The sequence below is a fragment of the Burkholderia ubonensis genome (assembly GCF_001718695.1).
In the GTDB taxonomy this organism is placed as follows: Bacteria; Pseudomonadota; Gammaproteobacteria; order Burkholderiales; family Burkholderiaceae; genus Burkholderia; species Burkholderia ubonensis_B.
Window position 1 is genome coordinate 780,556 of record NZ_CP013422.1, and the last position, 13,441, is coordinate 793,996.

The following is a 13,441-nucleotide window of genomic DNA, read 5'->3' on the forward strand; positions in this document are numbered from 1 at the left end:
TTCTAGAACGGCAGGTTGAGCGCGAGGAAGCCCGTTTCCGAGCGCTCCCGCCGGCCGTCGTACGCATGGCTGCTGACCTCGACGCCGTAGGTCAGCGTGATGTCGTGCTTGAACGTCCACGCGTGTTCGAGGCGCGCGCTCCACAGCGCGCTGGTGCCGAATCCTCTCTGGTTGTATGCGCCGCCGGACGCGGAGATGCGCTGCCGCATCGACATGTCGCTTTTCTTCCAGACCAGCCATTGATGCATGACGGTCGCCGCGACCGCGTAGTCGCGGCTCGGGCTGAAGTAGGGAGTGTCCTGCCGCGTGTTGCTGCCGGTGCCGGCATTCAGCGAAACGTTGACCAGCTGGTTCGCGGACGTGTACACGCGCTGCGTGCCGGTCGCCGCGATTTCCTGGTGGAGGTTCGAGTCGGAGTAGCGGCTCACGCCGTAGCTCAGCTTGACCTCGCGGCGATCGTTCTGGCGGTACGCCACCTCGACGTTCGCGGATTTGCCCCAGATGTGCGCGACATAGGCCTTCCACGGCAGCGAGTTGTCGTTGCTGTCGAGCCCGGCTGCCACCGACCAGTAATCGTCGAAGTTGTAGCTGACGGAACCGCGGCCGCCGGTGCGCCCGTCGGTGCCGAACGAGCGCGTGGCTTCGGCCTGCAAGCTGAGCGGCCCGTGCCGGTAGTCGCCGCCGACCCCGGTGCGCGTGCGGCTGACCCTGCCGAGGTCGGTTTGCGCATGCCCGAAGAACGTATGGGCGAACACGCGCCAGTTGTCGCCGAACGGTTGCGAATACAGATAGGTATTCGACGTGAAGCTGTTGTTCGCCAGTGCGCTGTTGCCGTGCTCGTAGCTCAGGTCCGTCGTCAGCACCGGGCTGCGGTACGCGTTGTAGTCGCGCTTGAACTGGCGGACCGCGCCGTTGTCCGGAAACGTGTTGCCGAAGGTCTGGTCGATCTTGCGCGCGGTTTGTTTCATAGTCGTCCGCCGCGAGCGACGCGCGGCCGAGCCCGGCGAGGTTTTCGACGCTGTCGGGATGGTCGGTCAGCGTCGCGTGATACATCGCGATGGCCTGGCGCGGGTGCGACTGGCCCGACACCGCGTCGGCGTGCGCCGCGCGGATTTCCGCATTGAACGGCACCTCCTTCTCGAGCTGTTCGAGCGCGGCGATCCCTTCGTCGACGTGCCCCGTGACGATCAGGTATTGCGCGCGCAGCCGGTAGTAGCGCAAATAATCGCTTTCTTCCGGGCCGTAGTTGCGTACCTCCTTCGCGGGCGGCAGCGACGTGCGCATGTCGTCGAGCACTTTTCCGGCGTCGGCCGCGCGGCCCTGGTCGACGTACGACCAGAACAGGCCTTCGCGCAGCGCGATCGGGCGCGTGCGCGCGCCGTACTGGTAGCCGCGCGTCGCGCGGTCCGTCGGCGATGCGGTGGCCTGTTTCAGCGCACGCTCGTATACGGCGTGCGCCTTGGCCGGTTCGCTCAGGTACAGGTAGGCATCGCCGACGGCCGCGAGCGCATCGATCGAGATCTCCGCGTCGGGCGGGATCGTTTCGAACGACGCCACCGCCTTTTTCATGTCGCCGCGTGCCGCATGCGCGATCGTGCGGTCGCCGGCGAGCGCGGTGCGGACCGGCGAATACTCGGGGGTCGGCGGCATCCGCTGGTCGAGATCGTCGGCGGCGCGCAGCGCGGTGTCGAGCCCGTCGAAGCGATCGGTGCTCGTCATCGAGCGCGCCTTGTCGCGTCCGCCGCGCACTTGCTGGCGGATCGACAGCTCCTCCAGTTGCGCGAGATCGAATGCGGAGAAGATGTCGGGCCGGGACTTCGCCTCGTCGAGCGCCTTGACGGCGCCGCCGCTCGTGGCGAGACCGAACACTTCGTTGCGCACGGTGGCGACGTCGGCGGTTCGCAGGTTCGGCGCCTGCGCGTTCGGCGCCTCGACGTCGGGGCCTTGCGAGCGCTGCGGCGTATCGCCGGGGAGCTGGGCGCCGGGCGATTGCGAGTTCGGCGCGTCGAGCGTGGACGGTTGCGCGCCGGGCGGCCGCAGGGTGGGCGCGTCCGGCAGCGGCGGGGCGGATGCCGGGGCGGTTCGGGTCGGTGCAGCGGGGGGCGCGGCCTGGGCTAGCAGTTGCGGCGTGGCCGGTGTGGGCTGCGCTGGTGTGGTCGGCTCGGGCAGGGCGAACGCGGATGTAGGCGGTGCGGGGGTAGGCGTGCGCGTCGGCGGTGTAGCGGGTGGTGAAGGTGGCGACGACATCGAGGATACCGAGGACACCGAGGACACCGAGGACACCGAGGACACCGAGGACGGCGAGGACGGCGAGGACACCGAGGACGGCGACGAGGCCGACACCGACACCGACGACATCGACTCAGCCGCACCCGGCGAACTGTGCAGCGATCCATCCGGCGTATGCTCAGCGGCCGGCGTCGTGTCCGGCATCGTGTCCGCGGAGGCGGCGTCCGACGTGCCGACCGCGTCCATCGACCGAACCGGAGCGGCCAGCGCCGGCTCGACCGCACGCGGTTCGCTTGTCGGCGACGTATCCGGCTCGACGACGACCGTGGTCGGCATCGCCGACGCCTGCCGCGCCTGCGCGACCTGCATCGATGCATCGGAGGCCCGGGCGATCGGGGTCGGCGCCGTGGGCGGCTCGGCGTCGGCCACCTGCACGACTTGCACCGTCGTACCGGCCGGCTGCATATCGGGCGGCAGCGCATCGCGCCCGCCGCCGGCGTCGGCCTCGGCGATTTCGCGCGCGCCGAGAGCTGACGCATCGCCTTCGCCGGCCAGACACGAGCCCGACGCGACGAGCAGCAACAGCAGGGGCGCATGCAGCAGGATCCGCCGGTTGGGCGGCGCGACGGACGTGCATTGTTGCTGGCGATTGCTGGCCACGATGTCTCCTCTGTCCGAATCGGTCACGACCGTTGCGCGCCCGGCGACGCACGTCGCCGCGATCGCGCGGGCGGGCGGCCATGCCCGCCGGCCGTGGACCGTCTACAGACGATTGCGTATCGCTTGCCCAAGCAGCGCACGCGATTCGCTATTCGTCGGATCGATGGCGAGCGCACGGCTCGCGTTTTGCTCGACGCATTGCCACTGGTCGAGCTGCGCGCACCGGCGCGCTCTTGCCAGCGCACGAGCGCTTGCGAGCTCGTCGTGCGTGACGCTGGTGGTCTCCATCCGGGCCGCGTCGGTCAGATACGACTGCGCCGGCGCGGGCGGCTGCGCAGGAAGCTGCTGTTGCGGTGGGGGCCGCAGTTGCGACGCAGCCGCGCGGTGCCTGCGCGTGTGTCCCGGCGCTGGCGAACGCGACGTCCGGTGCGTGTCGCCCGTGTCCGTTGCGCGCGCGCCGCCCGATGTGTCGTGCGGGCTCGTCGCGAGCGCCGCGTGCCGCGGGTCCGCACCGCGCGGCGGTTTCGCGGCGGAACCGGCGTCCGCTTGCGGTGCGGCGGCCGCTTCCGCGTCCGCGGCCGATGCAGGCGGGATGAGCGACGCCGACAGCGCGGCCGTCGATGCGGCGCCGACCGGTGCCGACGCGGCGACGAATGCGTTGCGATACCTGCCGACGGCCGTGCCGATCTCGCCCGCCACGTCGCGGGCGATGCTTGCGTGGCCGCGGCCCGGGTTGCGCTCGACGAGCGCAAACGCGCCGAAAATCACGGCAAAAGCCACGAAGCTGAGCGCCGCGTTCTTGCCCGGGCCCCACGAGGGTTTCGGTGGCCCGGCGGGGGAGTCGCCCGGTCGTTCTCCACGAGTCATTCGATGCTCCTCGGTGCGCGCGGATCCGATGGATGGCGCAACCGCGCGCGATCGGCCGGCGCCTACCACTTCAGTTGCGTGGTGAGCGCCCCCGTTTCGACGACCGCGAACTGTGTCGCGCCCGCATAGGTTCCTTCGATCCGGTAGCTGGCATCGGGAACGCTGAACAGGCAGCGCGGCCCGCTCGATTTGAACTCGACGAGTACGCGGCCATGTCGTCTGAGCCGCACCTGAACGTTCGACAGCGGCTGCCCGGTGCCGCCCGACACGAACGACACGCCCAGGTTGTAGGGCCGCCCGTCGGGCGGAAGCGGCGCCGTGCCGTCGATCCGTGCGTCACCGCAGATGTACGAAATCATGTAGCGACCGGGCGCGATGCCCGACGCAGGTGCACCGCCGCCTGGCTGCGTCTGGGCGCCGGCATGCGCGAGACATGCGAATGCGACGACGCCGACGAGCACGCGCGCATGCTCCTTGAGCGACGAGGAAGACATTGTCACCTCCATCCGGAATTCATCGCACTGATTTATTCCGGGTCGAAATTAACGGCGTTCTTTTGCGACACGCTATTGATACACGATGGATTTTGAACAAACAACCACGGGTGGCGGATATCGGACGCGCTTTAAAGGTATTATTTAAACGGAATATGGATTAATTGGACGAAATGAATCGGCTCTGAACAAAGTCGCTATTTCCGGTCGTCGAAATTGGGCCGCGGTAGGAATGGCAGGAAGCAGGTCTCTGCGTGGTGGTTGTACCGAACTTCGTGCCGAAAAATAACGACTGATAAAAGAAACATTTGCGTCTGTATTCGACGCGCTGCAGTGACGGCGAATGCACAGATTCAATCGGCAGTAAATGAGGGTGCGACGTTTTTGGTGATTATCACCATTGCGCGCAAGTCGGGATTTTTATTTTGTTTTGTAACGAGGTATTTCCGGCATACGAATCGCGCAGCGGCGGCGATCGATTTTGCATTCGGCAATAACGGCGGTCCGGATTCGCAAACGTTTGGTGTGACGGCCGATTTGATCGCGCGTGCGGCGGCCTGCATATTTACCGGCACAGGCTCGAAAAATGTGCAGCCGCGCCCGCCTGGGCGATCGGCCGGCGCGTGCAGGATCGCCGCCGACGTACCCCGCGAACCGCGACGCCGCTACCGCCCGCGCGCGCTGCCGCGCGCGACGCGCACCGCTGCCGTGGCAGGCGACTGACCGCCCACGGCGGCGTCGTTCGCTGCGCGCGGCCGGTTCATGATGTACGTCCACAGCTGCTCCGCCGCCAGCCCGCGCTTGCGCGCCGACCGGTACAGCCGGATCTCCAGCTCGGTGATCCAGTCGGCCGATCCGGCGCACACGAGGCTGCCTTCCGCGAGTTCCTTCGCGACGCAGCTTTCCGGCAGCCAGCCGATCCCGTGGCCCGCCACCACCATCCCTTTCAGCGCCTCGGACATGTGCGTCTCGAAGCAGCGGTGCAGCGCGTACGGCTCGGCCGCGTTCAGCAGCAGCATCTCGACGACGTTGCCGAGGAAGGCCCCCGACGAATACGCGAGCAGCGGCAACGGCTCGCGCGGCCGGCCGGGCAGCTGGAACAGCGGATTGCCGTGCGCGTCGGGCGTGGAGACGGGGAGAATCCGCTCGACCCCGAGGTTCACGAACGGGAAATGGTTCGGGTCGAGCACGATCGGCAGCTGCGGATGGTGATAGCCGAGCAGCATGTCGCATTCGCCCTCGACGAGCTGCTGCACGCCCTCCGGCACGTTCACCGCGTTGACGCGCGCGGTCACGTGGCCGACTTCGCCGTTGAGCTGCTTCAGCCATTCGGGGAACAGCGTGAACACGAGCGTATGCGCGACCGCGAACCGCACGACCTGGTCGCTCGCCGCGAACTGGTCGTAGCCGTTCACCAGGTTGCGCGCCGCATACATGCTGCGCAGGATGTCCGCGGCCAGCCCGCGGAACATCTGTCCGGCCGGGGTGAGGGCGACCGGCGTGATGCTCCGGTCGACCAGCTTCGCATCCATCCAGGTCTCGAGCGACGCGATTCGCCTGCTGAATGCCGATTGCGTGAGATGCCGGTTACGCGCCGCCCGGGAAAAACTCTTGGTATCTGCAAGGCTCAGGAAATCTTCCAGCCACTTTGCTTCCATTTCTTTCTTCGCTTTTTATAGTCGGGGGCCCACGGCGCGGCGCCACGGTTTCGCTGCACGAACTTTCTAGCCTACCGCGCCTCGTGTCGAGCATACCGATGTTTTTTTTCGATGGGTGTTAGTCGAAATATGCATGGGCATTGTCGGCGGCATTACGGCTGCATAAGTTTGAGACGCCGGAACCGGCTAACCGGTTAGTTCATCGCGTCGAACCGGGCGCCGCAGACGGTACTTCCCCAAGGGCCGGCCGCGGCAACCGTGGCCGGCCCGCTTCAGCCGCGATTCGGGGCCGCGGCGTGCCGGCGAATCGTCGCGGTGCAGATTGCATACGCGTGACACGCACGCGCACTAAGTTCGACGTCTGGCGCGGTGATCGCGCAATTGCACGCTGTCGATGCGACGCGCCGGGCCGCCGTTGCACCGACATGGTGCGGCATGGCGCGCAAGCGTGCGCGGCGCGGCGCAAAACGGGGGAAACGCACGGGTACGGCAAGGCACGCTCCTTGCTCAGCAGTCGTTACGCCGGTCCGGCATGCGCAATGCCGGGAAAAACGATGGAGAACAAATCGATGAAGCCATTCGATGAAATGCTGCAATCCGGCGACATGGTCAGGGCGCCCTACGCGCGCCTGAAGCAGTGGCTCGACACGCAGAACCCCGCGAGCCTCGCCCAGAAAGCCCGCGACGCGGAGGGCGTGTTCCGCAAGACGGGCATCACGTTTGCCGTCTACGGCGACGCGGACGCCGCCGAGCGGCTGATCCCGTTCGACATCGTGCCGCGCATTATTTCCGGGAACGAGTGGAATCGGCTGTCGCTCGGCATCGAGCAGCGCGTGATGGCGCTCAATGCCTTCCTCGACGACATCTACCACCGCCAGGAAATCGTGCGCGCCGGGATCGTGCCGAAGCACCTGATCGCGCACAACGATGCGTTCCTGCCCGAGATGATCGACTTCCGGCCGCCCGGCAACGTTTACACGCACATCATCGGCGTGGACATCGTGCGCACCGGCGAGAACCAGTTCTACGTGCTCGAGGACAACGCGCGCACGCCGTCCGGCGTGTCGTACATGCTGGAAAACCGCGAGACGATGATGCAGCTCTTTCCCGAGCTGTTCCAGCAGGTCAAGGTGCGGCCGGTCGAGACCTATCCGCAGATGCTGCGCCAGTCGCTCGCGGCCGTCTGCCCGCCGGGCGGCAACGCCGACAACCCGACCATCGCCGTGCTGACGCCCGGCATCCACAATTCCGCGTACTACGAACATTCGTTCCTCGCCGACCAGATGGGCGTGCACCTCGTCGAGGGCAGCGACCTGCAGGTGATCGACGACCGCGTCGCGATGCGCACCACCGAGGGCTTCCGGCCGATCGACGTGCTGTACCGCCGCGTCGACGACGCGTTCCTCGACCCGCTGACGTTCCGCCCCGATTCGGTGCTCGGCGTCGCGGGGATCATGGACGTGTACCGCGCGGGCAACATCACGATCGCGAACGCGCCGGGCACCGGCATCGCCGACGACAAGGCGATCTACTCGTACATGCCGGAAATCGTCGAGTTCTACACGGGCCGCAAGGCGCTGCTCGAGAACGTGCCGACCTGGCGCTGCGGCGAGGCGGACAGCCTGAAGTACGTGCTCGAGCATCTCGACGAACTGGTCGTGAAGGAAGTGCACGGCTCGGGCGGCTACGGGATGCTCGTCGGACCGTGCGCGTCGAAGGCCGAGATCGAGGCGTTCGCCGCGAAGCTGCGTGCGCGGCCCGCGAACTACATCGCGCAACCCACGCTGGCGTTGTCCACGACGCCGATCCTGACCGACGCGGGCCTCGCGCCGCGGCACGTCGACCTGCGGCCGTTCGTGCTGGTGTCGGATCGCATCCGCATCACGCCGGGCGGGCTCACGCGCGTCGCGCTGAAGGAGGGCTCGCTCGTCGTCAATTCGAGCCAGGGCGGCGGCACCAAGGACACCTGGGTGCTGGCCGACTGAACGGAGCGCGGCGACGGCGCGCGCCGGCAACGGCCGCGCGCGAACGGAAAACAGACGGAGTGGACACAAGATGCTTCTTGGACGCACAGCGAGCGGTCTCTACTGGATGTACCGCTATATCGAGCGCGCGGAGAACACCGCGCGGATCGTCGACGCCGGCCTGCGGATGGCGCTCACGCGCACGTCCGACGCGCCTGCGGAATGGTCGTCGGTGCTCGTCAGCTCGGGCGCGGACGACGGCTACCGCGAGAAATACGACGCGTACGCGGCCGACACCGTGACCGACTACCTGCTGCGCGACCGCGACAACCCGTCGAGCGTGCTGTCGTGCATCGAGGCCGCGCGCTCGAACGCGCGGATGGTGCGCACGGCGCTCACGCGGGAAGCGTGGGAGAGCGTGAACGGCGCATGGCTGTCGCTCGGGCGCGGGCTCGCGCAGCCGGTGCCGGAGGGCGAGCTGCCGGCGGTGCTCGACCAGGTGAAGCGCGAGACCGCGCTGATCCTCGGCAGCTTCTACAGCACGATGCTGCGCAACGAGATCTTCGATTTCGCGCAGATCGGCGCGTTCGTCGAGCGGGCCGACAACACCGCGCGGATCCTCGACGTGAAGTACCACCTGCTGCTGCCGTCGGTCTCGCACGTCGGCACGATCCTCGACAACTACCAGTGGGAAACGATCCTGCGCTGCGTGGCCGCGCACCGCTCGTACCGCTGGGTCTACGACGTGCAGTACAAGCCGCTGAACATCGCCGACTACCTGATCCTCAACGGCCGGATGCCGCGCTCGCTGCGCTATTGCTACGGCCGCGTCGTGTCGAGCCTCAACCTGCTCGCGAAGGACTACGGCGTCACGCACCCGTGTCACGACACCGCCACGAAGATCCTGCAAATGTTGTCCGACACCAGCGTCGAGCGGATCTTCAAGAGCGGCCTGCACGAATTCCTGACCGACTTCATCGGCCGCAACAACAGCCTGGGGCTCGAAATCGCCCAGGCGTACAACTTCGACTGAGACTTGCCATGCGACTCGCCATCCGACACATCTCGCGTTATCAGTTCGACGATCAGGTCACCCACGTGCTGCAACGGCTGCGGCTGCGTCCGCAATCGGGGCCGGGCCAGACGGTGCGCGCGTGGCAGGTCACGATCGACGGCGTCGAGCCGACGCTCACCTATGCCGACGGGCTCGGCAACCGCACCGACCTCGTGCGGCACGACCGCGGCACGAAGCCGGAGATCGTGATCGTCGCGGCGGGCGTCGTCGAGACCCAGGACCGCGCGGGCATCCTCGGGGCACACCGAGGGCTACGCGCCGCCGTGGATCTTCGAGCGCGAGACCGCGCTCACGAAAGCGGGCGACACGGTGCGCGCGCTTGCCGACGCGCTGCCGATCGAGCAGCGCAGCCTCGAAGCGCTGCACTGGCTGATGACCGAGGTGCACGGCCGCATCGCGTATGCGCCGCATGCGCCGGACACGCCGGTCGACGCGGAAACCGCGCTGCAAAGCGGCGAGGGCACGAGCCGCGATCATGCGCATGCGTTCATCGCGGCCGCGCGGGTGCTGAAGATCCCGGCCCGCTACATCTCCGGCTACGTGCTGGCCGACAGCGCGATGCAGCGCATCGCGGACGCGAAGCAGCAAGGCGGCGGCGCGCACGAGGAAGAGGCCGTCGCGCTGCAAAGCGGTGACGGGATGCAGCAGGCGCTCGGCCAGCGCGTCGATGAAGCGCATGCGTCGCAGTCGCAGGGCATGCCGCGGCCGGCGCTCGGCGCGCGGCAGCAGGCGGCCGCGCCGATGCAGCAGCCCGCCGGCCACGCGTGGGCCGAGGCGTATGTCGACGGGCTCGGCTGGGTCGGCTTCGATCCGTTCATGAACCGCTGCCCGGACGAGCGCTACGTGCGCATCGCGACCGGCCTTGACTCCCGCGACGCGCAGCCGGTGACCGGGGCCGGCGCGACGCCGCTCGGCATCGAGATCAGCGTCGTGCAGTCGCCGGAACTGGTCTGACGCGCACGTCAGCCGACGAACCCGTCGCGCCGCTGAGCCGCGCCCGATCCGGCGCGGCGCGACGGCCCGATCCAACCTGAGCCGAGCCGCTTTGCCATGCCCATTCACGTCGCGCTGCATCACACCACCCGTTACCGCTACGACCGGCTCGTCAATCTCGGCCCGCAGGTCGTGCGGCTGCGTCCCGCGCCGCATTGCCGCACGCCGATCGTCGCGTATTCGATGACCGTGCGGCCCGCGCAGCACTTCATCAACTGGCAGCAGGACCCGTTCGCGAACTACCTGGCCCGGCTGGTGTTTCCGGAGCGCACGCGCGAGTTCGAGATCACGGTCGATCTCGTCGCCGAGATGTCGGTCTACAACCCGTTCGACTTCTTCCTCGAAGGCAGCGCCGAGCAGTACCCGTTCCAGTACGACGATGCGCTGCGCACCGAGCTCGCGCCGTATCTCGCGTGCGATCCGCATACGAGCGCGTCGCCCGCGTTCCGCGCGTATCTCGACGGAATCGACCGCACGCCGGCCGGCACCGTGAACTTCCTCGTCGCGCTGAACCAGAAGCTGCAGCACGACATCCGCTATCTGGTGCGGATGGAGCCGGGCGTGCAGACGCCCGAACAGACGCTCGAGCTCGCGTCGGGCTCGTGCCGCGACAGCGGCTGGCTGCTCGTGCAGCTGTGCCGGCACCTGGGCATCGCCGCGCGCTTCGTGTCGGGCTACCTGATCCAGCTCACGCCGGACGTCAAGTCGCTCGACGGCCCGAGCGGCACGGCGGTCGACTTCACCGACCTGCACGCGTGGTGCGAGGTCTATCTGCCGGGCGCGGGCTGGATCGGCTTCGACCCGACGTCGGGCCTGCTCGCCGGCGAAGGGCACATTCCGCTCGCGTGCACGCCGCAGCCGACCAGCGCTGCACCGGTCGAGGGGCTGATCGACGAATGCGACGTCGCGTTCGAGCACGAGATGGCGGTCACGCGCGTGTACGAATCGCCGCGCGTGACGAAGCCGTACACCGACGCGCAATGGGGCGCGGTGCGCGCGCTCGGCGCCCGGGTCGACGCGGCGCTGACGGCCGGCGACGTGCGGCTCACGCAGGGCGGCGAGCCGACCTTCGTGTCGATCGACGACCGCGACGGCGCGGAATGGAACACCGACGCGCTCGGGCCGACCAAGCGCGGCTATGCGACCGAGCTCGTGCAGCGGCTGCGCGCCGAGTACGGCCATGGCGGCTTCCTGCATTTCGGGCAGGGCAAGTGGTATCCGGGCGAGCAGCTGCCGCGCTGGGCGCTGTCGATCTTCTGGCGCGCGGACGGGCAGCCGGCCTGGCGCGATCCGTCGCTGTTCGCGGACGAGCGCGCGCCGTCGGCCCTGACGACCGGCGACGCGAAGCGCTTCATCGACGCGCTGGCCGCGCGCCTGAACCTGACAGGCGAATTCATCCGTCCGGGTTACGAAGACGTCTGGTACTACCTGTGGCGCGAGCGCCGGCTGCCGGTCAACGTCGATCCGTTCGACGCGCGGCTCGACGACGAGCTGGAGCGCGCGCGGCTGCGCAAGGTGTTCGAGCAGAAGCTCGACAGCGTGGTCGGCTACGTGCTGCCGCTCAGGCGCGCGGATGAATCCCCGGGGCTCGAAGGCCCGTGCTGGCAGACCGGCCCGTGGTTCTTCCGCGACGAGCGGATGTACCTCGTGCCCGGCGATTCGCCGATGGGCTACCGGCTGCCGCTCGACTCGCTGCCGTGGGTCGGCCGCGCCGATTATCCGGTCCTGGTCGAGCGCGACCCGTTCGCGCCGAGCGAGCCGCTGCCGGACGCCGACGCGTTCCGCGCGCGCCATGCCGGCACGGGCGATGCGCCGCGCTATCTGGCCGGCGTGCATCGCGAGGCGCCCGCGCAGACCGTGATGCAGTGGCGCGAAGTTGGTACGACGGATGGCGCGGCGGGCGACGCGCGCCGTGCCGCTCCGGACGCGACGCGCCGTCCCGAGCGCTTCGAATCGGCCGCGTGGATCACGCGCACCGCGCTGTGCGTCGAGGTGCGCAACGGCATCCTGTACGTGTTCATGCCGCCGCTCGCCGCGCTCGACGATTATCTCGACCTGCTGGACGCGATCGAGCTGACCGCCGGCGCGCTCGGCGTGAAGCTCGTGCTCGAAGGCTATCCGCCGCCGCGCGACGCGCGCCTGAAGCTGCTGCAGGTGACGCCGGACCCGGGCGTGATCGAGGTCAACATCCATCCGGCGCACAGTTTCGACGAGCTGGTCGGCCATACCGAATTCCTGTACGACGCGGCGTGGCAGTCGCGGCTCAGCAGCGAGAAGTTCATGGTCGACGGCCGCCACGTCGGCACGGGCGGCGGCAACCACTTCGTGCTCGGCGGCGCGACGCCGGCCGACAGCCCGTTCCTGCGGCGTCCGGACCTGCTCGCGAGCCTGATCGCGTACTGGCACAACCACCCGTCGCTGTCCTATCTGTTCTCGGGCCTGTTCATCGGCCCGACGAGCCAGGCGCCGCGCGTCGACGAAGCGCGCAACGACCAGCTCTACGAGCTCGACATCGCGTTCGCGGAGATCCAGCGCAACCGGCTGCTGCACGGGCACGACATGCCGCCGTGGCTCGTCGACCGCGTGCTGCGCAACCTGCTGATCGACGTGACCGGCAACACGCACCGCAGCGAGTTCTGCATCGACAAGCTGTATTCGCCCGATTCGCCGACCGGCCGGCTCGGCCTGCTCGAACTGCGCGCGTTCGAGATGCCGCCGCATGCGCGGATGAGCATCGTGCAGCAACTGCTGCTGCGCGCGCTCGTCGCGCGCTTCTGGGCCGTGCCGTACACGACGCCGCTCACGCGCTGGGGCACCGCGCTGCACGACCGCTTCATGCTGCCCGCGTTCCTGAAGATGGATTTCGACGACGTGCTGGCCGAGCTGCGCGACGCCGGGTTTGCGTTCGATCCCGCATGGTTCGCGCCGCATTTCGAATTCCGCTTCCCGCTGTTCGGCCAGATCGCGGTGAACGGGATGCAGCTGTCGCTGCGCGGCGCGCTGGAGCCGTGGCACGTGATGGGCGAGGAGGGCGCGATCGGCGGTACGGTGCGCTACGTCGACTCGTCGCTCGAGCGGCTAGAAGTGCGCGTGACCGGGTTGAACGACAACCGGCACGTCGTGACCGTCAACGGCCGCGCGCTGCCGCTGCAGCCGACCGGCACCGCCGGCGAATACGTCGCGGGCGTGCGCTACAAGGCGTGGGCGCCGCCGTCCGCGCTGCATCCGACGATCGGCGTGCATGCGCCGCTGACGTTCGACATCGTCGATACGTGGATGCAGCGCTCGCTCGGCGGCTGCCGCTATCACGTCGCGCATCCGGGCGGGCGCAACTACGCGACGTTCCCGGTCAACGCGTACGAGGCCGAGAGCCGGCGGCTCGCGCGTTTCGTCGCGATGGGGCATACGCCGGGACGGATGGTGGTGGCGGCGGCCGCGCCGAGCCGCGAGTTCCCGTTCACGCTGGACCTGCGGCGGCCCTGAGCGCTGCATGCATGGAGG

The 13,441-nt window shown here is 68.4% G+C and carries 7 protein-coding genes and 2 pseudogenes; 5 read left to right on the plus strand and 4 right to left on the minus strand.

Features of this window, described 5'->3' with window-relative positions:
* Window positions 1–2 precede the first annotated feature (2 nt).
* From pgaA to WJ35_RS23375, 3 genes and pseudogenes are all read right to left on the minus strand, one after another.
* Window positions 3–2,889, minus strand: a pseudogene (gene pgaA / locus WJ35_RS23365) (poly-beta-1,6 N-acetyl-D-glucosamine export porin PgaA).
* Between the two features lie 102 nt (window positions 2,890–2,991).
* Window positions 2,992–3,756 (minus strand): hypothetical protein, encoded by a 765-nt coding sequence (locus WJ35_RS23370; RefSeq protein WP_069240102.1) that lies wholly within the window; start codon window positions 3,754–3,756, stop codon window positions 2,992–2,994.
* A gap of 62 nt (window positions 3,757–3,818) precedes the next feature.
* Complete coding sequence (locus tag WJ35_RS23375; RefSeq protein WP_034193832.1) at window positions 3,819–4,250, minus strand: hypothetical protein; 432 nt, start codon at window positions 4,248–4,250, stop codon at window positions 3,819–3,821.
* A 333-nt stretch (window positions 4,251–4,583) separates the two neighbouring features.
* On the opposite strand from WJ35_RS23375, the gene WJ35_RS31565 reads away from it, so the two are divergent.
* On the plus strand, window positions 4,584–4,973 hold the full coding sequence (locus WJ35_RS31565) for a hypothetical protein (RefSeq protein WP_124259927.1): 390 nt from the start codon (window positions 4,584–4,586) through the stop codon (window positions 4,971–4,973).
* On the opposite strand, the gene WJ35_RS23380 is transcribed toward WJ35_RS31565, so the two are convergent.
* Complete coding sequence (locus WJ35_RS23380; RefSeq protein WP_069240103.1) at window positions 4,916–5,908, minus strand: LysR substrate-binding domain-containing protein; 993 nt, start codon at window positions 5,906–5,908, stop codon at window positions 4,916–4,918. The genes WJ35_RS31565 and WJ35_RS23380 overlap by 58 nt on opposite strands.
* A 569-nt stretch (window positions 5,909–6,477) precedes the next feature.
* On the opposite strand from WJ35_RS23380, the gene WJ35_RS23385 reads away from it, so the two are divergent.
* From WJ35_RS23385 to WJ35_RS23400, 4 genes and pseudogenes are all read left to right on the plus strand, one after another.
* A complete protein-coding gene (locus WJ35_RS23385; RefSeq protein WP_060234104.1) occupies window positions 6,478–7,893 on the plus strand; it encodes a circularly permuted type 2 ATP-grasp protein in 1,416 nt (471 codons plus the stop codon).
* Window positions 7,894–7,963: 70 nt separating this feature from the next.
* Complete coding sequence (locus tag WJ35_RS23390; RefSeq protein WP_069240104.1) at window positions 7,964–8,905, plus strand: alpha-E domain-containing protein; 942 nt, start codon at window positions 7,964–7,966, stop codon at window positions 8,903–8,905.
* An 8-nt stretch (window positions 8,906–8,913) separates the two neighbouring features.
* Window positions 8,914–9,901: pseudogene (locus WJ35_RS23395) on the plus strand (transglutaminase family protein).
* 96 nt (window positions 9,902–9,997) lie between these two features.
* On the plus strand, window positions 9,998–13,423 hold the full coding sequence (locus tag WJ35_RS23400) for a DUF2126 domain-containing protein (RefSeq protein WP_060233276.1): 3,426 nt from the start codon (window positions 9,998–10,000) through the stop codon (window positions 13,421–13,423).
* Window positions 13,424–13,441: the final 18 nt, after the last annotated feature.

Excerpts from the sequence above, each read along its gene's own strand:
- WJ35_RS23390 (WP_069240104.1), top strand. The coding sequence starts at position 7,964 with ATGCTTCTTGGACGCACAGCGAGCGGTCTCTACTGGATGTACCGCTAT.
- WJ35_RS23375 (WP_034193832.1), bottom strand. The coding sequence starts at position 4,250 with ATGTCTTCCTCGTCGCTCAAGGAGCATGCGCGCGTGCTCGTCGGCGTC.
- WJ35_RS23400 (WP_060233276.1), top strand. The coding sequence starts at position 9,998 with ATGCCCATTCACGTCGCGCTGCATCACACCACCCGTTACCGCTACGAC.
- WJ35_RS23380 (WP_069240103.1), bottom strand. The coding sequence starts at position 5,908 with ATGGAAGCAAAGTGGCTGGAAGATTTCCTGAGCCTTGCAGATACCAAG.
- WJ35_RS23385 (WP_060234104.1), top strand. The coding sequence starts at position 6,478 with ATGAAGCCATTCGATGAAATGCTGCAATCCGGCGACATGGTCAGGGCG.
- WJ35_RS23370 (WP_069240102.1), bottom strand. The coding sequence starts at position 3,756 with ATGACTCGTGGAGAACGACCGGGCGACTCCCCCGCCGGGCCACCGAAA.